The following is a 26,421-nucleotide window of genomic DNA, read 5'->3' as shown; positions in this document are numbered from 1 at the left end:
CGGCAGGGCCGGGCCGGGGTCAGAGTTCGTTGTCCAGCAAGGCGAACATGTCGTCGATGGTCTCCACTTCGAGGTCGTCCCCGGCGGCCGGACGGGTCCGCTCCTGCCAGAGCGAGACCAGCTGCCGCAGCTTCGCCTCCACCGCGGCGCCGTCGGCCGTCGAGACGTCCACAGTGGACAGCTCGGCGGCGAGCCGGTCGATCCCGGCGCCCAGGCCGGTTTCCGGCGTCGCCGCCGCGGCCGGGACCACTTCGGACTGGAGGAACTTCGCCAGCGCGTCCGGGGTCGGGTAGTCGAAGATCAGCGTCGCGGGCAGGCGCAGCCCGGTGGCCGCGTCGAGGCCGTTGCGCAGCTCGACCGCGGTCAGCGAGTCGAAGCCGAGCTCGGTGAACGCCCGGCCGGGCTCGATCGCGTCGGCCCCGGTGTGCCCGAGCGCGGCCGCGGCCTGGCCGCGGACCACGGTCAGCAGGACCATTTCGGCGTCCTGCTGCGACAGCCCGGTCAGCTTGCGCTTGAGCCCGTCGGCCTGGGCCGCCGCGGCCATCGGGGCGGCGCGGCGGACGGATCCGCGCACCAGCCCGCGCAGCAGCGGGGGCACCGGCCCCGGCTCGGCCCGCAGGCCGGCGAGGTCGATCTTCACCGGCACGGACACCGGCTCGGCCAGCACACTCGCCTGGTCGAACAGCTCCAGGCCTTCGGCGGGGGCGAAGCTGCCGATGCCGTCGCGGCCCATCCGGGCGCTGTCCGCGGTGTCGCCCATGCCGTCGGCCCAGAGACCGAAGGCGAGTGACGTCGCGGGCAGCCCGAGGCCCCGGCGGTGCTGGGCCAGGCCGTCGAGGAAGGTGTTGGCCGCGGCGTAGTTGGCCTGGCCCGGCGCGCCGAGCACCCCGGCGGCCGAGGAGAACAGCACGAACATCGCCAGGTCACGGTCGCGGGTCAGCTCGTGGAGGTTCCAGGCCGCGTCGACCTTGGGCCGCAGCACCTTCTCGAGGCGCTCGGGGGTGAGCGCGGTGAGCAGTCCGTCGTCGAGGACGCCGGCCGCGTGGATCACGCCGCCGAGGTCCGGGGTCCGGTCGAGCACGGCGGCCAGCGCGGCGCGGTCGGCGGCGTCGCACGCCTCGATCCGCACGGTCGCGCCCAGCCCGGTGAGCTCTTCGGCCAGCTCGGCCGCGCCCGGGGCGTCCGGGCCGCGACGGCTGGTGAGCACCAGGTCGGTGACACCGTGGCGGGTGACCAGGTGCCGGGCCAGGACCGCACCCAGCCCGCCGGTGCCGCCGGTGACCAGCACGGTGCCTTCGGGGCGCCGCGGGATGGTCAGGACGACCTTGCCGACGTGCTTGGCCTGGCTGAGGTACCGCAGGGCCTCGGGGGCCCGGCGCAGGTCCCAGGTGCGGATGGGCAGCGGCTTGAGCGCGCCTGCTTCGAACAACACGATCAGCTCCTCCCAGATCCGCGCGATCCGGTCGTTCCCCGCTTCGATCACGTCGAACGCCCGGTAGGTCACACCGGGATGGTGCCCCTCGCCGCCGCCGTCCGGACGGACGTCGGTCTTCCCCATTTCCACGAACCGCCCACCACGCGGTAACAGGCGCATCGAGGCGTCGATGAACTCCCCGGTGAGCGCGTTGAGCACGACGTCGACGCCGTGGCCGCCGCTGGTGGCCAGGAACTTCTCCTCGAAGTCCAAGGTCCGCGACGACGCGAGGTGGCCGTCGTCCATCCCCGCTTCGCGCAGGACGTCCCACTTGCCTTCGCTCGCGGTGCCGTAGACCTCGGCACCCAGGTGCTTGGCCAGCTGCGTCGCGGCCATGCCGACCCCACCGGCGGCGGCGTGGATGAGCACCGACTCCCCCGCCTTCAGCGCGCCGAGGTCGGTCAGCGCGTAGTAGGCGGTGAGGAACACCAGCGGCACCGACGCGGCCTCTTCGAACGTCCAGCCGTCCGGGACCGGGGCCAGCAGCGCGCGGTCGGCGAAGGTGAGCGGGCCGAACCCGCCGTGCACCAGGCCCATCACGCGGTCCCCGACCTGCAGGTCGTCCACTTCGGACCCGACCTCGACGACCACACCCGCGGCCTCGTAGCCGATCCGGCCCGCGTCACCCGGGTACATGCCGAGGACGTTGAGCACGTCGCGGAAGTTGGTGCCGGCCGCGCGGGTGGCGATCCGGACCTCCCCCGGCAGCAGCTCGCCGACGGCCTCCGGGAACGGCTCGAACGAGAACCGCTCCAGGGTGCCCTTCTCGACGCTGTCGAGGCGCCAGCCGGGCTCGTGCCACGGCGGCACGAGGTCGTTCGACGACGCCGCGGTCAGCAGCCGGGCGGCGTGGACCACCCCGTCGCGGACGGCCAGCTGCGTCTCGTCGCCTTGGACGGCGAGCGCGGCCTGGACGTCCAGCTCGGCCGCGTCGACCAGGGTCAAACGGTCGGGGTGTTCGGACTGGGCACTGCGGACCAGGCCCCACACCGCGGCGGCGGCCGGGTCGACGGTGTCCGAAGTGGACACTGCGACGGCGTTCTCCGTCCGGACCACCAAGACGGCGTCGCTTTCCTTCGCGAGCCATTCCTGCAGCTTCGCCAGGGTCTCGGTGAGGAGGGTGTGCGTGGCCACCGGGGTGGTCTCGCCGTTCGGCACCGCGTCCAGGACTTCGTGCGGGGCCACGGTTCCGGGCTCGTTCACGACCGGGGCCCAGCCGAGCCGGAACAGCGCGTCGGACGTCTGCGGGCCGAGGTCGGTGACCTCGCGTAGCAGCAACGCGCCGACGGTCAGCACCGGGGCGCCGCCGCCGTCGGTGAGCTCCAGGCGGACGGCGTCGTCCCCGGCCTTGGCGACCCGGACGCGGGCGGCGGTGGCGCCGGCCGCGTGCAGGACGACGTCCCGCCAGAGGAACGGCAGCCGCGTGGCCGGGGCGTCCCCGGTCGGCAGCAGGCCGATGGCGTGCAGCGCGGAGTCGAGCAGCGCGGGGTGCAGGCCGAACTGCGCGGCGTCGCTGTGCGCGACCGAGGGCAGTTCGAGATCGGCGTAGACCTCATCGCCGTTCTGCCACGCAGCCGTGAGGCCCTGGAACACCGGCCCGTACTGCAGGCCCGCCTCGGCGAGCCCCGGGTACAGCTCGGTGACGTCGAGGGCTTCCGCACCCGCGGGCGGCCACTGGCTCTCCTGAGCGGCCGGGTGGCCCTCGCCGGTGGCGAGCAGGCCGGTGGCGTGGGCGGTCCACGGCTCCCCGGCCGGGGCGTCCGGGCGCCGGGTGTGGATCGACACCGGACGGCGGCCGTCGCCGTCCGGCGCGCCGACCACGACCTGCACCGACAGGCCGCCGGACTCCGGCAGCACCACCGGCGCGGCCAGGGTCAGCTCGGCCAGCCGGCCGCAGCCGAGCTCGGCGCCGGCCCGCACGGCCAGCTCGACCAGGGCCGCACCCGGGACCAGGACGGTGCCGAGCACGGCGTGGTCGGCGAGCCACGGCTGGGCCGCGCGGGACAGCCGGCCGTAGGCGACCAGGCCGTCCTCCCCCGCGGTCGGGACGGTCGCGCCGAGCAGCGGGTGCCCGGCCGCGGCCAGGCCCAGCCCGGCGGCGTCGCCGGTGCCCGCGGGTGCGTCGAGCCAGAACCGCTCGCGCTGGAAGGCGTACGTCGGCAGCGGAACCTCGCGGGCGCCGGTGCCCGCGAAGAACGCCGTCCAGTCGATGCGCGTGCCGGCCGTGACGAGCTTCGCGAACGCCGTCTCGGCGGTCTGCCGCTCGTCGCGGTCCTTGCGCAGGACCGGGACGAACACCGCGTCCGGGGCGCTGTCGAGGCCCATGGCCGAGAGCACGCCGTCCGGGCCCAGCTCGGCGAAGCGCGTGACACCGGCTTCGGTGAGCGCACGGACGCCGTCGGCGAACCGGACCGGCTCCCGCACGTGCCGCACCCAGTAGCCCGGGTCGGTCAGTTCGTCGGCGTGGCGCCCCGTGAGGGTGGAGACGACCGGGATGGACGGCTCGGTGTAGTCGATCGACCGCGCGACCGCCTCGAACTCGGCCAGCATCGGTTCCATCAACACGGAGTGGAAGGCGTGCGAGACGACCAGGCCCTTGGTGCGGCGGCCGCGTTCGGCGAGCGCCGCGGCGGCGGCGTGCACCGGACCGTCCACACCGGACAGGACGACGGCGTTCGGGCCGTTGATGGCGGCCAGGCCGACCTCGGCGGAGAGGAACTCCGCGACCTCGTCCTCGCTCGCCTGGACGGCGACCATCGCGCCACCCTCGGGCAGCGCCTCCATCAGCCGTCCCCGCGCCTCGACGAGCTTCGCGGCGTCCTCCAGGGAGAAGACCCCGGCGACGTGGGCCGCGGCGATCTCGCCGATCGAGTGTCCGGCGAGGAAGTCGGGACGGATGCCCCACGACTCGACCAGCCGGAACAGCGCGACCTCGAGGGCGAAGATCGCCGGCTGCGCGGTGCCGGTGCGGTTGATGTCCTCGCCGAGGCCCGGCAGCAACGCCAGGACCTCGTCGTAGGCCGCGGCGAAGACCGGGAACGCCTCGTAGAGCCCGGTTCCCATCCCGGCCCGCTGCGAACCCTGGCCGGTGAACAGGAAGGCGAGCTTCCCGTCGACCGCCCGGCCGGTGACCACACCGGAACCGGCACGGCCGCCGGCGAGGGCGGCCAGCCCGGCCCGGACGTCGCCGGTGAGCACGGCGCGCCGCTCGAACGCGGTGCGCGTGGTCGCCAGCGAGTAGGCGATGTCGAGGGGGTCTTCGAACCCGACGGTGCCGAGCAGCCGTTCCGCCTGCGCCTGCAGCCCGTCTTCGGTGCGGGCGGACAGGACCCACGGCAGCAATGCGGGCGGCTCGGGAGTCCGGGCCGGCGCGGGCTGGTCGGGGGCCTGCTCCAGCACGACGTGGGCGTTGGTGCCGCTGATGCCGAACGACGAGACCGCCGCGCGGCGCGGACGTCCGGCATCCGGCCACGGCCGTGCCTCGGTGAGCAGCCGGACCTCACCCTCGCTCCAGTCGACGTGCGGCGACGGCTCGTCGACGTGCAGGGTCGCGGGCAGGACGCCGTGGCGCATGGCCTCGACCATCTTGATGATCCCGGCGACGCCGGCCGCGGCCTGCGTGTGGCCGATGTTCGACTTGACCGAGCCGAGCCAGAGCGGCTCGTCGCGGTCCTGGCCGTAGGTGGCCAGCAGCGCCTGCGCTTCGATCGGGTCACCGAGCGCGGTGCCGGTGCCGTGCGCCTCGACGATGTCCACAGTGGACGAGTCCACTCCGGACGCCGCCAGCGCGCGGCGGATGACCCGCTTCTGGGACGGCCCGTTGGGAGCGGTGAGGCCGTTGGACGCGCCGTCGGAGTTCACGGCGGAACCCTTGACGACGGCGAGGATCCGGCGTCCGTTGCGCTTGGCCTCGGAAAGCCGTTCGAGGAGCAGGAACCCGGCCCCCTCGGCCCAGGCGGTGCCGTCGGCGGCGGCCGCGAAGGGCTTGCAGCGGCCGTCGGCGGCGAGGCCGCGCTGGCGGGAGAACTCGATGAAGGGGTTGGGGCTGGACATGACGGTCGCGCCGCCGACCAGGGCGAGCGTGCACTCGCCGGAGCGCAACGCCTGTGCCGCCCAGTGCAGGGCGACCAGCGACGACGAGCACGCCGTGTCGACGGAGACGGCCGGGCCTTCGAGCCCGAAGGTGTAGGCGACGCGGCCGGACAGGACGCTGCTCGCGCTTCCCGTGCCGAGCAGGCCTTCCATGCCGTCCGGGGTGGACGGCAGGCGGGAGGCGTAGTCGTCGTACATGACACCGGCGAAGACGCCGGTGGCGCTGCCCCTGAGGCTCACCGGGTCGATGCCGGCGCGCTCGAACGCCTCGTGCGCTGTCTCCAGCAGCAGGCGCTGCTGCGGGTCGACGGTGAGCGCCTCCCGCGGCGAGATGCCGAAGAACTCGGCGTCGAAGTCGGCGGCGTCGAGCAGGAAGCCGCCTTCGCGGGCGTACGACGTGCCGGGGTGGTCCGGGTCGGGGTTGTAGAGCCGGTCGAGGTCCCAGCCGCGGTCGGCGGGGAACGGCGTGATGGCGTCGGTCCCGTCGGCGACCAGGCGCCACAGGTCCTCGGGCGAGCTGACGCCCCCGGGGAACCGGCAGCTCATGGCGACGATGGCGATGGGCTCGTCCGAGGCGACCACGGTCGGCGTCTCGGTCGTTTCGGTCTCGCCGACCAGCTCGGCCCGGACGTGGGTGGCCAGGTCGAGCGGCGTCGGGTGGTCGAAGACGAGGGTGGCGGGCAGCCGCAGCCCGGTCGCCTCGCCGAGGCGGTTGCGCAGCTCGACGGCGGTGAGCGAGTCGAAGCCCAGCTCGGTGAAGGCGCGCCCGGCCTCGACGGAGGCGGTCCCGTGCCCGAGCACGCCGGCGACGTGCCCGCGCACGAGGTCGAGCAGGTGCGTCTGCTGGTCGGCGGGCGAGAGCCGCGCGAGGGTGGCGGCGAGTCCCGCGGCGGCTGCGGCGTTGGCGGCACCGCGTCGCTTCGGGACCTTCACCAGCCCGCGCAGCACCGACGGCGGTTCGGTGGTCCGGGCGAGGGTCCGCAGGGTCGGCAGGTCGAGCTTGACCGGCACCGGAACCGGGGTTCCGGCGGCCAGGGCGGCGTCGAACAGGGCCAGGCCTTCGGTTTCGGTCAGGGCTCCGAATCCCGCGCGGGCCAGCCGGTCGAGGTTGGACTGGTTGCCCATGCCGTTGGCCCAGAGGCCGTAGGCGAGTGAAGTCGCCGGGAGGCCTTCGGCGTGACGCCGTTGGGCGAGGTTGTCGAGGAGGGCGTTGGCCGCGGCGTAGTTCGCCTGGCCGGGGCCGCCGAGGATGCCGGAGACCGAGGACAGGAGGACGAACTGGGTGAGCGGTTTGTCCTTGGTCAGCTCGTGGAGGGTTTCGGCCGCGTCGGCCTTGGGGCGGAGGACGGCTTCGAACCGCCCAGGGGTGAGCTCGGTGAGGATGCCGTCGTCGAGGACGCCGGCCGCGTGGACGATGCCGGTGAGGTCCTCGATGCCGTTGACCAGCGTTTCGAGGGCTTCGCGGTCGGCGACGTCGCAGGCTACGACCTGGGCGCCGAGTTCTTCCGCGAGTTCCTTCGCACCGGGGGCGTCGAGACCTCGGCGGCTGGTGAGGACCAGGGTGACGTTCTGGGTGGCGGTCAGGTGGCGGGCGATGGCTGCGCCGATGCCGCCGGTGCCGCCTGTGATGAGGACGGTGCCTTCACCCCAGGTCGCGGGGTCGCCGGTGGTGGTGCGGGCGAGGCGGGGGGCTTCGGTGATGCCGTTGCGGATGCGGATCTGGGGTTCGCCGGTGGCCAGGGCCAGGGCGACCTCGGCGCGGATGCGGTCGGCGGCTTCGCCGCCGCCCGCGCCGCCGGTCCGGGCGACCTCGCCACCGGTCTGGGCGGCCTCGCCACCGATCTGGGCGGCACCACCGCTGCTGGGCTGGGCGGCCTCGCTGCCGGGCTGGGCGGCCTCGCCACCGATCCGAGCAGCCTCGCCGCCAGTCCCGGCAGCCTCGCCGCCAGTTCGGGCGTCAGCATCGCCACCGAGGGGGGTGCCCTCGACCACCACGAACCGGTCCGGGTGCTCCGAAGCCGCGCTGCGGGCCAAGCCGCGGACCGCCGCCCCGGCCGGGTTATCGCCCGTGTGGATGACCATCCGCGTGTCGGCGAGCTGGTCGTCCGCCAGGAACTCCTGGACCGCCGTCAGCGTCGCGGCCAATGCCTCGTGCGGCTCGCTGTCCGGTGCCGTGAACACCTGCGTGGTCACGTCACCGACCTCTCCGGCCGGGACCTCGACCCAGGTCAGCTCGTACAGCGAGTCCGTGCCCTGCGCCCGCGGGGCCTCCGCGACCCGAACCGTGACCGTGCCGAGCGTTGCCACCGGGGCGCCCGTGGCGTCCGTGGCCAGGACCGACACCGTGTCCGTCCCGGACTGCGTAACCCGCACCCGCAGCGCAGAAGCGCCGGTCGCGTGCAAAGTGACGTCACCGAACAGGAACGGCAACCGCGTCCCCTCGCCGGGCAGCAGGCCCAGGGTGTGCAGGGCCGCGTCGAGCAGGGCCGGGTGCAGGCCGAAGCCGTCGACGTCCGTGCCCTCCGGCAGCTCCACCTCGGCGAACACCGTGTCCCCGGCGCGCCACGCGGCGGTGAGGCCGCGGAACGGCGGCCCGTAGTCCAGACCCGCCGCGGCCATGTCCGCGTAGAGCCCGTCCAACGCAACCGGCTCGGCGGCCGGCGGCCACTCGGTGAGCCCCGAGCTTTCCCGGGAAGGCTCGGGAGTGAGGGTGCCGGAAGCGTGTTCGGTCCACTCCCCCTCCGCGGCGCGCGAGTGGATCGAGACCGGACGCCGTCCAGCCGCATCGGCCGCGCCGACGAGCACCTGGACGTCGACCGTCCCGCGCAGCACCAGCGGCGCCGCGAGGGTCAGCTCCTCGACACCCGCGCACCCGGCCTCGTCGCCGGCACGGATGGCCAGCTCCAGCAGGCCGGTGCCCGGCACCAGGACCTCGCCGAACGCGGCGTGCCCGGCCAGCCACGAGTGCGTGGCCGTCGAGAGCCGTCCGGTGAGGACCCAGCCCTCGCCGTCGGCGAACGGGACCGCCGCGCCGAGCAGCGGGTGCCCGGCCGTCTGGAGCCCGGCGGCGCGGACGTCGCCTGCGCCGGTTCCGGCGGCCAGCCAGTAGTGGCGGCGGTCGAACACCGTCGTCGGCAGGTCGACCACCCGGGCGCCGGTGGGACGGAAGACGGCGGCCCAGTCGACCGGGACACCGCGGGTGTGCGCGGCGGCCAGCGTTGTCAACGCCGTGGTGGCTTCGTCGCGGTCGGCGCGCAGGAACGAGGCCGCGAAGCCGTCGTCAGCGGCCAAAGCCGTGAGGACCGCGGCCGGGCCGACCTCGAGGAACTTCGACACCCCGGCCTCGCGCAGCCACGAGAGGCCGTCGGCGAACCGGACGGTCGCGCGGACGTGCTCGACCCAGTACTCCGGCTCGGCGACCCGATCGGTCCGCGACCCATCCACAGTGGACACGAACGGGATCCGCGGCGCGGAGAACTCCAGCTCCCGCACGACCGCGGCGAACTCGTCGAGCATCGGCTCCATCAGCGCCGAGTGGAACGCGTGCGAGACCTCCAGGCGCTTGGTCCGCCGGCCGAGCTTCTCGAACTTCTTGGCGAGCTTGAGCGTCGGCGACGCGGCCCCGGACAGCACCACGGCGTTCGGCCCGTTGACCGCAGCCAGCGAAACCTTCGGCGTCAGGTGCTCACGAACCTCCTCTTCGGACGCCTGCACGGCGACCATCGCGCCGCCCTCGGGCAGCGCCTCCATCAGCCGTCCCCGCGCCTCGACGAGCTTGGCCGCGTCCTCGAGCGACAGCACCCCGGCGACGTGTGCCGCGGCGATCTCGCCGATCGAGTGCCCGGCGACGAAGTCGGGCACGATCCCCCACGACTCCGCGAGCCGGTACAGCGCGACTTCCAGGGCGAAGATCGCGGGCTGCGCGTTGCCGGCCCGGTCGAGGTTCTCGCCGATCTCCGGCAACAACGCCCGGACCTCGTCGTAGGCGGCAGCGAAGACCGGGAACGCCTCGTACAGCCCGGATCCCATGCCGACCCGCTGCGAACCTTGGCCGGTGAACAGGAACGCGGTCCGTCCAGGCAGGACACGTCCCGAGACAACGAAGTCACTGTCCACACCGGACGCCAGAGCGTCCAAACCAGACCGGAGATCACCAAGAATCACGGCACGGCGATCGTGCGCAGTACGAGTGGTGGCCAGCGAAAGGCCGACATCAACAGGCTCGCCCTCGACGTCCCGCAGTCGGGCAGCCTGCTCGCGCAAGACCTCGTCACTGCGACCGGACAGCACCCACGGCACCAAAGGAGGCGGCGTCACCGAGCGCGAAACCGGCGCCACAGTGGGAGCCTGCTCCAGGATGACGTGCGCGTTGGTCCCGCTGATCCCGAACGACGACACGGCACTGCGCCGCGCCCGCCCGGTCTCCGGCCACGCCCGCCCCTCGGCCAGCAGCGTGACATCGCCGGCTTCCCAGTCGACGTGCGGCGTCCGCTCCCCCAGGTGCAACGACGGCGGGAGGACACCGTGGTGCATGGCCTGGACCATCTTGATGATCCCGGCAACACCGGCAGCGGCCTGGGTGTGCCCGAAGTTGGACTTCACCGAGCCGAGGTACAACGGCTCGGCGTCCCGCTCACGGCCATAGGTGGCCAGCAAAGCCTGCGCCTCGATCGGGTCACCAAGCGTGGTGCCGGTCCCGTGCGCCTCGACGGCGTCCACAGTGGACGACTCGACCCCCGCAGCAGCCAGCGCCTGACGGATCACCCGCTGCTGGGACGGACCGTTGGGCGCCGTCAGGCCGTTGGACGCGCCGTCGGAGTTCACCGCGGAACCGCGCACCACAGCCAGAATCCGGTGCCCGTTGCGCCGCGCGTCCGACATCCGCTCCAGCACGAGCATGCCCGCGCCCTCGGCCCAGCCGGTCCCGTCGGCGTCGGCCGAGAAGGACTTGCAGCGGCCGTCGGCGGCGAGGCCGCGCTGGCGGGAGAAGCCGATGAACGTCTCCGGCGTCGCCATCACGGTCACACCGCCCGCCAATGCCAGCGAGCACTCACCGGAGCGCAGGGCCTGCATGGCCCAGTGCAACGCGACCAGCGACGACGAGCACGCCGTGTCGACCGAGACCGCCGGGCCCTCCAGGCCGAGCGTGTAGGCGACACGCCCGGACAGGACGCTGCCGGACGTGCCGGTGCCGAGGAAACCCTCGACGTCGTCGGGCACGTCGCCGAGCCGGGTGCCGTAGTCGTGGTACATCACGCCGGCGAACACGCCGGTCGGGCTGCCCTTGAGCGACGCCGGGTCGGTGCCCGAGCGCTCCAGGGCCTCCCACGACGTCTCCAGCAGGAGCCGCTGCTGCGGGTCCATCGCGAGGGCTTCCCGCGGGGAGATGCCGAAGAACTCCGGGTCGAAGTAGCCGGCGTCGTGGAGGAAGCCGCCTTCGCGGGTGTAGGTCTTGCCGGGGCGGTCGGGGTCGGGGTCGTAGATGCCGTCGACGTCCCAGCCGCGGTCCTCGGGGAACCGCGTGACGCCGTCACGGCCGCCGGACACCAGGTCCCACAGCTCTTCCGGCGACGTCACGCCGCCCGGGTAGCGGCAGGCCATGCCGACGATGACGATCGGGTCGTCGCCGGACCGCGCCGGGGTGAACGTCGGCTTGACCGGCTCGTCCTCCGCGCCCAGCAGCTCCGCGAGCAGGAACGCGGCCAGGGCGAGCGGGGTCGGGTGGTCGAACGTCAGCGTCGCGGGCAGCCGCAGGCCGGTGGCCGTGCCGAGGCGGTTGCGGAACTCGACGGCGGTGAGCGAGTCGAACCCGAGGTCGCCGAACGCGCGGTCGGCCTCGACGGCGTCAGGGCTCGTGTGGCTGAGCACCATCGCGGCTTCGGTGCGGACCAGCTCGGTCAGCAGCCGCGTCTGCTCGGACGCCGGCAGCCCGGCCAGGCGCTCGCGCAACCCGCCCGCTTCGGCGACGCCGGCGGTGCGACGGCGGGTCCGGACCAGGCCGCGCAGGACGTGCGGGACTTCGGCCGCGCGCAACGCCGGGAGGTCGAGCCGCGTCGCGACCGGGCGCGGGTCGTCACCGAGGGCCAGGAGGTCGAACAGCTCCAGCCCGGCGTCGACCGGCAGCGGCGTGAAGCCGGAACCGCCGCGGCCGTCGCCCATGCCGGTTTCCCAGAGGCCGTAGGCGATCGACGTCGCCGGGAGGCCTTCCGCACGGCGCCGGGCGGCGAGGCCGTCGAGGAACCCGTTGGCGGCTGCGTAGTTCGCCTGCCCCGGTGCGCCGAGGGCGCCCGCGATCGAGGAGAACGTGACGAACAGCTTGAGGCCGCTGGTCAGCTCGTGCAGGTGCTGCGCCGCGACGGCCTTCGGGCCCGCGACGGCGGCCAGGCGCTCGGGCGTCATCGAAGTGAAGACGCCGTCGTCGAGGACACCGGCCGCGTGCACAACGCCGGTCAGCTCGGCCGGGACCAGCGCGAGCACGGACTGCAGCTGGTCGCGGTCGGTGACGTCGCACGCGGCGAACGTCACCTCGGCGCCGAGCTCGGTCAGCTCGCGGCGCAGGTCGTCCGCGCCGGGGGCGTCCCCGCCGCGGCGGCCGACGAGCAGCAGGTGCCGGACGCCGTGGCGCTCGACGAGCCGCCGCGCGACCTGGGCGCCGAGTCCGCCGGTGCCGCCGGTGACCAGAACGGTTCCGTCGAGGGTCCAGTCCGGGTCGCCGGTCGCGCGGGCCCGCGCCAGGCGGGGAACACGTGGACCGTCATCGGTGAAGGCGATCTCGGGCTCACCGGTGGCCGCGGCCGCCGCGAGGTCGCCGGTGCCGTGGACCAGGACCAGGCGGTCCGGGTACTCGGCCTGGGCGCTGCGGACGAGCCCGGCGACGGCGGCGTGCGCCGGGGTGTCGCCCGGGACGTGCACAACGACCTGGCCCTCTCCGGCGAGCCGTTCCTGCAGCTCGGCGAGCACGGTGTCGGCCGAAATCCCTTCGAGCACATCAACTTCGGGTGCGTCCGAGGGCAGGGCCACCGGGATCCAGTCCACAGTGAACACCGCGTCGCCGGCCGTGGAGGCCAGCGGGGCGTCGCCGACCGGGCGCAGGCTCAGGGAGGCCGCGGTCAGGACCGGCTCGCCGGTGCCGTCGGTGACGGTCAGCGAGAAGGCATCCGGCCCGGCGGGCGTGAGCTTCGCCCGGAGCGTGCTCGCGCCGGTGGCGTGCAGCCGCAGCCCGGTCCACGAGAACGGCAGCCGGGCCGGGCCGCCGGTCAGGCCGACGGCGTGCAGGACAGCGTCGAGCAGCGCCGGGTGCAGGCCGAAGCCGGTGACCTCGGTGCCGTCCGGCAGCGCGACCTCGGCGAAGACGTCGTCACCGAGGCGCCAGGCGGCCTGCAGACCCCGGAAGGGATCGCCGTAGCCGAGCCCGGCGTCGGCGAGAGTCGTGTAGAAGCCCTCCAGGTTGGCGGCCTCGGCTCCCGCGGGCGGCCACTGGGCCGAGCTTTCACGGGAAAGCTCCGCTTCGGGGAGGAGCGAGCCGGTCGCGTGCAGGTCCCAGTCGGTGTCGGCGTCCTGGGGGCGGGAGTGGATCGCGAGGGTGCGGCGGCCGGAGTCGTCGGCGTCCGAAAGGGACACTCGCAAGTGGACCGGCGTGGTGGTGAGGACGAGCGGGGCCTGCAGCGTCAGCTCTTCGACTTCGCCGCACCCGGCCTCGTCGCCGGCGCGGACGGCCAGTTCGGCGAACGCCGTGCCCGGCAGCAGGACCGTGCCGCGGATCTGGTGCCCGGCCAGCCACGGCTGCTCGTCGAGCGAGAGCCGTCCGGTCAGGACCAGGCCGCCGCGTTCGGGCAGCGCGACGGCAGCGCCGAGCAGCGGGTGGTCGAGCGCGCCGAGGCCCAGCGCCGTGGCGTCGCCGCCGCCCGGCGGGGCAAGCAGCCAGAACCGGCGGCGCTGGAAGGCGTATGTCGGCAGGGACGCCGGGCGCGCGCCGCTCTCGGCGAAGAAGCGGGTCCAGTCGACCGGTGCGCCCGCGGCGTGGATCGCGCCGAGGGCGGAGACGGCCGCGCGGGCCTCCTCCTGGTCCTTGCGCAGCGCCGGGACGAACGCGGCGTCGGGAGCGCTGTCCGGGCCCATCGCGGCGAGGACGGCGTCCGGGCCGAGCTCGAGGAACGTCGTGACGCCGTCGGCGGCCAGGCGCTCGACCGCGTCGGCGAACCGGACGGTCTCGCGGACATGGGTCACCCAGTAGGCCGGGTCGGTGAAGTCGGCGTCGGGCGTGACCGTGGAGACGATCGGGAGGCGCGGCTCGGCGTAGGTCAGCGACCGCGCGACGGCGTCGAACTCCGCCAGCATCGGCTCCATCAGCGCCGAGTGGAACGCGTGGGACACCACGAGGTGCTTGGTGCGACGACCATCGCGGGCGAACTGTGCGGCGACCGTCCGCAGTGCACTGTCCACACCGGAAAGCACGACAGCGGTGGGGCCGTTGACCGCGGCCAGCGAAACCTCGTCGGAGAGAACGTCGGCGACCTCGGCCTCGGTGGCCTCGATCGCGACCATCGCGCCGCCCTCGGGCAGCGCCTCCATCAGCCGGCCGCGCGCCTCGACCAGCTTCGCGGCGTCTTCCAGGGAGAACACTCCGGCGACGTGCGCGGCGGCGATCTCGCCGATGGAGTGCCCGGCGAGGACGTCCGGCGCCACGCCCCAGGACTCGAAGAGCCGGTACAGCGCGACTTCGAGGGCGAAGATCGCAGGCTGGGCGGTGCCAGTGCGGTTGATGTCCTCACCGAGGCCCGGCAGCAGCGCCCGGACCTCGGCATACGCGGCGGCGAACACCGGGAACGCCTCGGCCAGCGCGTCACCCATGCCGGGGCGCTGGGAGCCCTGACCGGTGAACAGCGCGGCGAGCCGTCCGGTGACCGCGCGGCCGGTGACGACGTTGGCCGCCCGGCCGGTGTCGGCGAACGCGGCCAGCCCGGCCCGCAGCACGGCGGGGTCGGTGCCGACGACGACCGCACGCCGCTCGTGGGCGGTGCGGGCCGTGGCCAGTGACCACGCGACGTCGAGCGGTTCGGCGGTGACGTTGGCCAGCCGCGCGGCCTGGGCCCGCAGCGCCTCTTCGGACCGTCCGGAAAGGACCCACGGCAGAACCGCGGGCGCAACCCCGACGGCTGTGACCTCCTCGGCCGGGACGTGCTCCAGCACGACGTGCGCGTTGGTGCCGCTGAAGCCGAACGACGAGACACCGGACCGGCGCGGACGGCCGGTCTCCGGCCACGGCTCGACGCCGGTGGCGACGCGGATCGCGCCGGTCTCCCAGTCGACCTGGGCCGACGGGGCGTCGACGTGCAGGGTCGCCGGGACCACGCCGTGGCGCATGGCCTCGATCATCTTGATGACCCCGGCGACGCCCGCCGCGGCCTGCGTGTGGCCGAAGTTGGACTTCACCGAGCCGAGCCGCAGCGGCTCTTCGCGCTCCTGGCCGTAGGTCGCCAGGAGGGCCTGGGCCTCGATCGGGTCGCCGAGACGGGTGCCGGTGCCGTGCGCCTCGACGACGTCGACGTCCGATGTGGACAGTCCGGCGTTGGCCAGCGCCTGGCGGATCACGCGCTGCTGCGCGGGCCCGTTGGGTGCGGTGAGGCCGCTGGAGGCGCCGTCCTGGTTGACGGCGGATCCCTTGAGCAGTGCGAGAACCTGGTGGCCGTTGCGGCGCGCGTCGGACAGCTTCTCCAGCAGCACGAACCCGGCGCCCTCACCCCACGCGACACCGTCGGCGCCGTCGGAGAAGGCCTTGCAGCGGCCGTCGACGGCCATCGCGTTCTGCTTGCTGAAGTCGACGAACGGGTCCGGGTTGACCATGATCGTGACGCCACCGGCCAGCGCGAGCGAACACTCGCCGGACCGCAGGGCCTGGCTCGCCAGGTGCATCGCGACCAGCGACGACGAGCACGCCGTGTCGACCGCGACGGCCGGGCCCTCGAAGCCAAAGGTGTAGGAGACGCGGCCGGCCATCATCGCGCCGGACGTGCCGGTGCCGAGGAACCCCTCGACCTCCTCGGGGATCTTCGTCAGGCGTGACGCGTACTCGTGGTAGATCGCACCGGTGAACACGCCGGTGTCGCTGCCGCGCAGGGTGCTCGGCGCGATGCCCGCGCGTTCGAAGGCCTCCCAGGCGATCTCCAGCAGGAGCCGCTGCTGCGGGTCCATGGCCAGCGCTTCACGCGGCGAGATGCCGAAGAACTCGGGGTCGAAGTCACCGGCGGCGGGCAGGAACCCACCGGTGCGGGTGTGCGAGACACCCTGCTTGCCCGGCGTCTGATCGAAGAGCGCCGCCAGGTCCCAGCCGCGGTCGGTCGGGAACTCGCTGAGGCCCTCGCGGCCTTCGACGACCAGGCGCCACAGGTCTTCCGGCGTCGACGCGCCGGGGAACCGGCAGCTGGTCGCGACGATCGCGATCGGCTCGTCGGCGGCCGCGACCCGCGCGCGGGTGCGCGGGCCGGCGGCGAGGTCGCCGAGCAGCTCGGACCGGACGTACCCGGCGAGCGCGACCGGGGTCGGGTGGTCGAAGATGACCGTCGCGGGCAGCCGCAGGCCGGTCGCGGCGCCGAGGCGGTTGCGCAGCTCGACGGCGGTGAGCGAGTCGAAACCGAGGTCCATGAAGCCGCGGCCGGGCTCGACGGTGGCCGCGGTGACGTGCCCGAGCACCAGCGCGACCTGCGTGCGGACCAGGTCGAGGAGCTCACGGTCCTGCTCGGCCTCGGTCAAGGTGGCCAGGCGCCGGGCGAGCGACGAGTCCTGGCCGCCACCGGACTTCGCGGTCCGGCGGCCGGGCTTGACCAGCGTGCCGAGCAACGGCGGCAGCGGTTCGGACGCGGCCGCCGCGGCCAGCACCGGCAGGTCCAGCTTCACCGGCACGGCCAACGGCGACCCGGCGGCCAGGGCCGCGTCGAAGAGGGCGAGGCCTTCGGCGACGGGCAGGGCCGGGGTGCCGCTCTGGCGCAGGCGGGCCAGGTGGGCCTCGCCCATCGCCTCACCCATGCCCGCGGCCCACGGCCCCCAGGCCAGCGACTGCCCGGCGAGGCCCTGCGCGCGGCGGTGCGCGGCGAGGGCGTCGAGGTAGGCGTTGGCGGCAGCGTAGTTGCCCTGCCCGGGCGCGCCGAGGACCCCGGCGGCCGAGGAGAACGTGACGAACAGGTCGACGTCGCCGGCCAGCTCGTGCAGGTGCCGGGCCGCGTCGACCTTCGGGCCGAACACGTAGTCGAGACGCTCGGGCGTGAGGGTGTCGATGGTGCCGTCGTCGAGGACGCCGGCGGCGTGGACGACGCCGGTGAGGTCGACGTCCTGGAGCAGCGCGGCCACGGCGTCGCGGTCGGCGACGTCGCAGGCGACGATCTCCACCTCGGCGTCGAGTTCGGCGCGCAGGTCCGCGGCGCCCGGGGCGTCCGGGCCGCGACGGCTGGTGAGCAGCAGCTTCCGGACGCCGTGGTTCTCCACCAGGTGCCGGGCGATCAGCGCGCCCAGGCCGCCGGTGCCGCCGGTGATCAGGACCGTGCGGTCGGTGTCGAGGGCGCGCGGCACGGTGAGGGCGATCTTGCCGATGTGCTTGGCCTGGCTGAGGAACCGGAACGCCTCACGCGCTTCGCGGACGTCCCAGGACCGCACCGGCAACGGCTTGAGCGCGCCGGAGTCGAACAGCTCGATCAGCGCGTCCCACATCTGCGCGGTGCGCTCGGGACCGGCGTCGATCAGGTCGAACGCCTGGTAGCCGTCACCCTCGCGGATGTCGGTCTTGCCCATCTCGAGGAACCGGCCGCCGGGGGCCATCGTGCGGAAGGAGGCGTCGATGAAGTCGCCCGCGAGGGCGTTCAGGACGACGTTGATGCCGCTGAAGCGCTCTTCGAACTCCAGGGTGCGGCTCGAAGCGATGTGGTCGTCGTCGAGGCCCGCCTCGCGGAGGATGTGCTGCTTGCCCTCGCTGGCCGTGCCGTAGACGTCGGCGCCGAGGTACTGCGCGAGCTGCGTGGCGGCCATGCCGACGCCGCCGGCAGCCGCGTGGACGAGGATCGACTCCCCCGCCCGCAGGTCCGCGAGGTCGACCAGGGCGTAGTAGGCGGTGAGGAACACCAGGGGCGTCGTCGCGGCCTGTTCGTACGTCCAGTCCGCGGGCTTGCGGGTGATCATCGGCCGTTCGGCGACGGCGATCGGACCCGCGCCACCCGAGACGAGGCCCATGACCTCGTCGCCCGGGTGCAGGTCGTCGACGTCGGCACCGACTTCGAGGACGGTTCCGGCGAACTCGCTGCCGAGCAGCCCGGCCTCGCCGGGGTACATGCCGAGGGCGTTGAGGACGTCGCGGAAGTTCAGCCCGGCCGCGCGCACGCTGACGCGGACGCCGAGCGGGCTCAGCGGCTCTTCGGGAACCTCTTCCAGGGTCAGGTGGTCGAAGGTGCCCTTGCCCGCGAGGCCGAGGCGCCAGTTCCCGGCCGGCGGCAGCAGCCGTCCGGCGGCTTCGGGCGTGACCAGGCGCGGGACACGCAGCTCGCCTTCGCGCACGGCGACCTGCGGTTCTCCCGCGGCGAGGACGGCGTCGGTCAGCTCGTCGGCGTCGGCGAGAAGGAACCGGCCTGGGTGTTCGGACTGCGCACTGCGCACCAGGCCCCACACCGCGGCGGCAACCGGGTCCACATCGGACTGTCCGGTGTGGACGAGCAGCTTCACGTCGGCGTACCGCTCGTCGGCGAGGAATGTCTTGAGGACGTCGAGGGTCTCGCCGGTCAGCGCACGCACGTCGTCGCCGGAGGCACGGAAGACGACAACGTCGGCGACCTCCGGCCAGTCCGCGTGACCCGGCACGTCGCCGGTGGGGACGATCGGCTGCCAGGTCACCTCGTAGAGCCCGTCGACACTCGCCGACGGACGCAGCTGCTCGGCCGAAACCGGCCGCACGACCAGGGATCCGACCGTGGCGACCGGCGCACCGGTGCCGTCGGCGACCTGCAGCGACACGGCGTCGGTGCCGGACGGCGTCAGCTTGACGCGCAGTTCGGCGGCCCCGGAAGCGTGCAGGACAACGTCGCTCCACGCGAACGGCAGCCGCGCGGGGCCGTCCCCGGAGGCGAGGGCGTGCAGAGCGGCGTCGAGCAACGCCGGGTGCAGGCCGAACCGGCCCGCCTGGTCCCGGGCGGCGTCGGGCAGCGCGACCTCGGCGTAGGTGTCGTCGCCGAGCCGCCAGACCCCTTGCAGGCACTGGAAAGTCTCGCCGTAATCAAGCCCGGCGGCCGCCAGCTCTTCGTAGCGACCATCAAGGGAGACGGCCTCGGCGCCCGGCGGCGGCCACTCCCCCAGGTCGGAGCTTTCACGGGAAAGCTCCGCATTGGCAAGGGAGCCGGTGGCGTGCAGGGTCCAGTCTCCGGCGCCGTGCGGTCGCGAGTGGACGGTCAGCGGGCGGCGGCCGGACTCCTCCGGCGCACCCGCCCACAGCTGGACCTGGACCGCGCCGGTCTCCGGGAGCACCAGCGGCGTCTGGAGGGTCAGCTCTTCGAGCGCGGACAGGCCGGTCTCGTCCGCGGCGCGGACGGCCAGCTCGACCAGCGCCGTGCCGGGCACGACAACCTGGCCGTGCACGGCGTGCTCGGCCAGCCACGGGTGGGTGCGCAGGGACAGGCTGCCGGTGAACAGGAACCCGTCGGCGTCGGCGACGGACACCGCCGCGCCGAGCAGCGGGTGCTCGATCGAGCCGAGGCCGAGCCCGGCGGCGTCGCCGGTGGACGCCGTCGCGGGCAGCCAGTAGCTCGCGCGCTGGAACGGGTAGGTGGGCAGGTCGACGCGCCGGCCGCCGGCGAGCATCGCGGCCCAGCCGACCTTGCCGCCGTGGACGTGCACCGCGGCCAGCGCGGCGACGAGCGTCTCGACCTCGGGACGGTCGCGGCGCAGGGCGGGGACGAACAGGCCGTCCGCGCTGTCCTGGCCCGCGGCCGAGAGGACGCCGTCCGGGCCCAGTTCGAGGAAGCGGGTGACGCCGGCGTCGACCAGCGCGCGGACGCCGTCGGCGAAGCGCACGGCCTCGCGGACGTGCCGGACCCAGTACTCCGGATCGGTGATCTCGGCGGTGGCGGCGATGTGACCGGTGACGTTCGAGACCAGCGCGATCTTCGGCGTCCGGTAGGTGATGCGGCGGGCGACCTCGCCGAACTCGGCGAGCATGCCGTCCATCAGCGCGGAGTGGAACGCGTGCGACACGGCGAGCTGCTTGGTCCGGCGGTCGGCGAACACCGCCTGGACCTGCCGGACGGCGTCCTCAGTGCCGGACACGACGATCGCGCGCGGGCCATTGACGGCGGCGATGTCCGCACCCGGCACCAGCGCCGCGCGAACCTCGTCCTCGTCGGCTTCGATCGCGCACATCGCGCCGCCACGCGGCAATGCGCTCATCAGACGGCCACGCGCGGCGACCAGCTCGGCCGCGTCGGCCAGGGACCAGACGCCGGCGACGTGCGCGGCGGCCAGCTCGCCGACGGAGTGGCCGATCAGGAACTCGGGGACCACACCCCACGACTCGACGAGCCGGTAGAGCGCGACCTCCAGGGCGAACAGCGCGGGCTGCGCGTTCCCGGTGTCCTGCAGCGCGTCGGCGTTCTCGCCGAAGACGATCTCGCGGACGCCGGGCAGCAGCGCGCACACCTCGTCGAAGGCCGCGGCGAACGCCGGGTACGCGTCGTACAGCTCGCGGCCCATGCCGAGCCGCTGGGAACCCTGGCCGGTGAAGGCGACGGCGAGCTGCCCGCCGACCGCTTCGCCGCTGGTCGCACCGTCCGCGACGGCCGACAGCCCGGCCCGCAGTTCCTCAAGAGTGGCGCCGGTGACGACGGCGCGGTGGTCGAACGTCGCGCGCGTGGCGGCCAGGGACCAGCCGATGTCGACCGGGTCGCCCTCGACGTCCAGCAGCGCCCGCGCCTGGGCGCGCAACGCCGCCTCGGTGTGTCCGGAAAGGACCCACGGCACCAGGGGCGGCACCTCAGGTGCGTCCACAGTGGACTCTTCGGGAACCGGGGCCTGCTCCAGCAGGACGTGCGAGTTCGTCCCGCTGATGCCGAACGACGACACCCCGGCACGGCGAGTGTCCTCACCGGACCACTCGCGCGCGGCGGTGAGCAGCTCGACGGTGCCCGGCGACCAGTCGACCTGCGTGCTCGGCGCGTCGACGTGCAGGGTCGCGGGAAGGTGCCCGTGCTGCAGCGCCAGCACCATCTTGATCACACCCGCGACCCCGGCGGCGGCCTGGGTGTGGCCGATGTTCGACTTGACCGAGCCCAGCAGCAGCGGACCGCGGCCGCCGCGCTCGCGGCCGTAGGTGGCCTGCAGCGCCTGGACCTCGATGGGGTCGCCGAGGGTGGTGCCGGTGCCGTGCGCCTCGATGACGTCGACGTCCTTGGCCGACAGCCGCGCGTCGGCCAGCGCCTGGCGGATGACCCGCTGCTGCGAGGGGCCGTTGGGGGCGGTGAGGCCGTTGGACGCGCCGTCGGAGTTGACGGCGGTGCCGCGGACGACGGCGAGGACGTGGTGGCCGTGGCGCTGGGCGTCGGAGAGGCGCTCCAGCACGATCATGCCCGCGCCCTCACCCCACGCCGTGCCGTCGGCGCCGGCGGCGAACGCCTTGACCAGGCCGTCGCGCGCGAGACCGCGCTGGCGGGAGAACTCGATGAACGCGTCCGGGCTCGCCATCACCGTGGCGCCACCGGAAAGCGCCAGGTCGCACTCCCCGGCGCGCAGGGCGCGAACCGCAAGGTGCAGGGTGACGAGCGACGCCGAGCACGCCGTGTCGACCGTGACCGACGGGCCTTCGACACCGAGGACGTAGGAGATCCGTCCGGAAAGGACACTGCCGGAGATGCCGGTGCCGAGGTACCCCTCGACGCCTTCGACGCCCTTGGCGAGGTCACGGCCGTAGTCCTGGCCGTTGGTGCCGACGAACACGCCGGTGCGGCCGCCGGCCAGCGACGCCGGGTTGATGCCGCCGCGTTCCAGGGCCTCCCACGACGTCTCCAGCAGCAGCCGCTGCTGCGGGTCCATCGAGACGGCCTCGCGCGGCGAGATGCCGAAGAACTCCGCGTCGAACTCGTCGGCGCCGTCGAGGAAACCGCCGCGGTCGACGTAGCTGGTGCCGAGGTGGTCCGGGTCGGGGTCGACGAGGCCGCCGACGTCCCAGCCGCGTTCGGCCGGGAAGCCGGTGATGCCGTGCTCCCCCGCGGTCAGCAGCTCCCAGAACCGTTCCGGGGAGCGGACGCCGCCCGGGAAGCGGCAGCCCATCCCGACGATCGCGATCGGTTCGGCCGCGCGCTCCTCGAGCGCCGCCAGCCGGCCGCGCGTGCGCTGCAGCTCGCCGGTGACTCGCGTCAGGTAGTCGCGAAGCTTGTCGTTCTCACCCACGGTGTCCCCACTCATCGGTCGTGGTCGCGTGCACCCGGCTCAAGCGCCGAGTTGCTGGTCAATGAAGGCGAAGAGCTCGTCGTCGGACGCCGGCTTGAAGTCCGGGGCGCCCACACGGTCGGCGAGCGCGCGCAGCCGGTCGCTCACGCGGGCGTGGTCCTCGCCCGCCGGGTCGAGCCGGTCGAGGGCGGCTTCGAGGCCGTCGAGCAGGCCGTCGAGGTCCGCCGGGTCCGCCGGTTCGGGCCGGGCCAGCTCCTGCCAGAGGTACCCGGCGAGGGCCGCCGGGGTCGGGTGGTCGAACACGAGCGTGGCCGGGACGGCCAGCCCGGTGGCCGCGTCGAGCCGGTTGCGCAGCTCGACGGCGGTGAGCGAGTCGAAGCCGAGCTCGGTGAACGCGCGGTCCGGCCCGATCTTCGCCGGGTCCGGGTGGCCGAGCACCCGGGCGACGGCGTCCCGCACGAGCTGGACGAGCAGCCGCCGCTGTTCCGGCTCGATGAGCCCGGTCAGCTGTGCGCGCAGGTCGGCGACCGGCGCTTCCGGCGCCGCGGTTTCCGGGTGCGGGAGCTCGGCCAGCATCGGCGCGGTCCGGAAGCTCTCGAAGAACGCCGGCCAGTCGAAGTCGGCCACGGTGACACATGCCTCGCCCGCGGTGATCGCGGCGACGAACTCCTCGGCGCCCGCCTCGGGGGTCATCGGGCGCAGGCCCTTGCGGCTGACGTCGACGTCCTCGGCCATGCCACCCTCGGCCCACGGGCCCCAGGCGATCGACACCGCCGGGACGCCTTCTCCGCGCCACCGCGTCGCGAGGGCGTCGAGTTCGGCGTTCGCGGCCGCGTAGGCGGCTTGGCCGCCGTTCCCGAGCACCCCGGCGACCGAGGAGAACAGCACCAGCGCGTCCAGGTCGCCGGTCAGCTCACGCAGGTTGTGCGCGGCCGTGACCTTCGGCCGGGCGACGGCTTCGAACCGCTCCGGCGTCGCGTCGTCGAGGAGGGCGTCGTCGAGGACGCCCGCCGTGTGCACGACCACGCGCAGGTCGTCGATCGCACTGACCACTGTGGACAGAGCGGCGCGGTCGGCCGCGTCGCAGGCGTGAATGCTGACACGCGCGCCTCGCGCCTCCAGCCGCTCGCGCAGCTCGGCCGCGCCGGGAGCGTCCGCACCGCGGCGGGACAGCAGCACCAGGCGCTCCGCCCCGGCCTGGACCAGCCGCTCGGCCACCACCGCGCCGAGCGCGCCGGTGCCGCCGGTGACCAGGGCCGTGCCGGAGGTCGTCCAGTCCGCGGACGCCGGTGCGGCCGGGACGAGCCGCCGCGCGTACACGCCGTCCTCGCGGATCTCGACTTCGTCCTCGGCGCCGCCGAGAACCGCCCGCAGCCGGGCGGCGGCCTGGTCGTCCGGCTGGGCAGGCAGGGTGACACAGCCACCCCAGCGCCGGGGCTGCTCGATCGCCGCGACGCGGCCGACCGCGGCCACGCCGGGATCGGTGGTGGCGCACCAGATCTTCGCCGGGGTGTCCCGCAGGAGGGCCGCGAGCGCGGCGCCGTCGGCCGGGAACGCGAGGACCGGACCGTCCTGGGGCACCTCCGTCACCAGCGGGGCGCCGAGGGCCTTTGCCGCGACTTCGGCCCAGGCGTGCCCTTCGGGGGCGTACACGGTCCAGCTCGCTTCCGGCGCCGGAGCCGGTTCGAAGGGGCGCCAGACGACTTCGTGACGCCGGGCCGGTGGGGCGCTCCGGTCCGCGGCGGCGAGCCAGAAGCGGTCCCGGCGGAACGGATAGGTCGGCAGGTCGACGCGTGTGGCGCCGGTGCCGTCGAAGATCCGCGCCCAGTCAAGCCGGACACCCGCGGTGAAGAGCCGGGCCCGCGCGAGGTCCGCACCCGCCACCTCATCGTGGTCCTTGCGTTGCAGGGGAACAAAAACCCCGTCGTCGACGCAGTCGGCGGCGAGCGCGGACAGGGAGGCGTCCGGCCCGATCTCGACGAACCGGCGGACCCCGCGTGTGTGCAGCGTCCGCACGCCGTCGGCGAACCGGACGGCTTCGCGGACCTGCCGCACCCAGTAGCCGGGGTCGCGGACATCGGCGATGTCGCCGGTCAGGCCCGAAACCAGCGGGATCCGCGGCTCGGCGTAGGTGACGCTCTCGGCGACGGCGCGGAAGTCCTCGAGCATGCCGTCCATCAGCGCGGAGTGGAAGGCGTGGCTGACCGCGAGGCGCTTGGCGCGCCGGTCCGGGAGGCCCGCGACCACCTTTTCGACCGCGGTTTCCTCGCCAGAGAGCACCACCGACGCCGGCCCGTTGATAGCGGCGATGCTGACGCCGTCCGGCAGGTCCAGCTCGGCTTCGGTGGCCTGCAGGGCGACCATCGCGCCGCCCGCGGGCTGGGCCTGCATCAGCCGGCCGCGGGCGGCGACCAGCCGGGCGGCGTCGTCGAGCGACCACACGCCGGCCAGGTGCGCCGCGGCCAGCTCGCCGATCGAGTGCCCGAGCAGGAAGTCCGGCTCGACGCCCCACGAGCGGAGCAGCTCGGCCGTCGCGACCTCGAAGGCGAACAGCGCGGGCTGCGCGACCTCGGTGCGGTTGATCATCGCGGTGTCGCCGCAGGCGAGGACGTCGGCGAGCTGGTAACCGGTGTGCGCGTCGAGCCGCTCGGCGACGCGGGTGAAGGTCTCGGCGAAGACGGGGAACGCCCGTGCCAGCTCGCTGCCCATGGCGAGCCGTTGCGCGCCCTGGCCGGTGCACAGGAACGCGACCTTCCCGCTGCCGGCGCGCCCGGTGACCCCGCGGCCTTCGACGAGGGCGTCGAGGCCGGCGTGCAGCTCGTCGCGGTCGGCGCCGGTGACCACGGCCCGGAACGGCAGCGCCGCCCGGCCGGTGGCCAGGGAGTACGCGATGTCGAGCGGGTCACCTTCGGCGCGGCGGAGCCGCTCTGCAAGGTCGGGCAGCGCGGCCTCGCTGCGCGCGGACAGCACCCACGGGATCCGGGCGGGCGGCCGGCGGTCCGCGCCGGCCGGGACCACGTCCGGGGCCTGACGCAGCACGACGTGGGAGTTGGTGCCGCTGATGCCGAACGACGACACGGCGGCCGCGCGCGGGCGGTCCACCGCGGGCCAGGCGCGGTGCTCGGTGAGCAGCTCGACGGCGCCGGAGTCCCACGCGACGTGCGGCGACGGCTCCTCGGCGTGCAGCGTGCGCGGCAGCTCACCGCGGCGCAGCGCCTCGACCATCTTGATGATGCCGGCGACGCCGGCCGCGGCCTGCGTGTGCCCGAGGTTCGACTTCACCGAGCCGAGGTACAGCGGTGTCTCGCGGCCCTGGCCGTAGGTCGCCAGGAGCGTGTCGGCCTCGATCGGGTCGCCGAGCTTGGTGCCGGTGCCGTGCGCCTCGACGACGTCGACGTCCGAAGTGGACAGTCCGGCGCTCGCCAGCGCGGCGCGGATGACCCGCTGCTGCGACGGGCCGTTGGGGGCGGTGAGGCCGTTGGACGCGCCGTCGGAGTTGACCGCGGATCCGGCGACCACCGCGAGCACGGGGTGGCCGTTGCGGACGGCGTCGGACAGCTTCTCCAGCAGGAGGACCCCGGCGCCTTCCCCCCAGCCGGTGCCGTCGGCGCCCGCGCCGAACGACTTGCACCGCCCGTCCGGGGCGAGACCGCGCTGGCGGGAGAACTCGACAAACGTGTCGGGCACGGCCATCACGGTCGCGCCGCCGGCCAGGGCGAGCGTGCACTCGCCATTGCGCAGCGCCTGGGCGGCCAGGTGGACGGCGACCAGCGACGACGAACACGCCGTGTCGACCGAGACGGCCGGGCCTTCGAAGCCGAAGCTGTAGGCGACACGCCCGGAGAGCACACTGCCGGCGGTGCCGGTGCCGAGGAACCCCTCGACGCCTTCGGGCAGCTCACCGGCGCCGGAGCCGTAGTCGTGGTACATGATCCCGGCGAACACGCCGGTGGGGCTGCCCTTCAACGCCGCGGCGTCGAGCCCGGCGCGTTCGACGGCCTCCCAGCTGACCTGCAGCAGCAGCCGCTGCTGCGGGTCCATCGCCAGGGCCTCGCGCGGCGAGATGCCGAAGAACTCGGCGTCGAACTCGGCGGCGTCGTGCAGGAAGCCGCCTTCGCGCGCGTAGGACGTGCCGGGGTGGTCGGGGTCGGGGTGGAACAGCTCGGCGAGGTTCCAGCCGCGGTCGGCGGGGAACTCCGACACCGCGTCCCGGCCGCCGGCGACCAGGTCCCACAGCGCCTCGGGCGAGTCGGCGCCGCCGGGGTACCGGCAGCCCATGCCGATGATCGCGACCGGTTCCCGCGCGGCCTCGGCGAGTTCCCGGTTGCGCGCGGCCAGCCTGCTGTTCTCCTTGACCGATTCCCGCAGCGCGGCAACCAGCTCCTCGGGTGTCGCCATCAGATTCTCCGGACCGGACGAGACGGGCGAAGCTCGGGCATGCCTCG

The 26,421-nt window shown here is 74.2% G+C and carries 2 protein-coding genes; both read right to left on the bottom strand.

The features are described from left to right. Positions 1-19: 19 nt before the first annotated feature. Positions 20-21,976, bottom strand: coding sequence for an SDR family NAD(P)-dependent oxidoreductase (locus ACZ63J_RS03345; protein ID WP_465399948.1), 21,957 nt, complete (start codon positions 21,974-21,976; stop codon positions 20-22). A gap of 39 nt (positions 21,977-22,015) precedes the next feature. Beyond that, positions 22,016-26,377: a type I polyketide synthase gene (locus ACZ63J_RS03340; protein ID WP_465439381.1), complete on the bottom strand. Its 4,362-nt coding sequence runs from the start codon at positions 26,375-26,377 to the stop codon at positions 22,016-22,018. Positions 26,378-26,421 lie beyond the last annotated feature (44 nt).

It is taken from the genome of Amycolatopsis sp. NPDC104863 (genome assembly GCF_055582965.1).
This window is presented reverse-complemented; position numbering and strand designations above follow the sequence as displayed.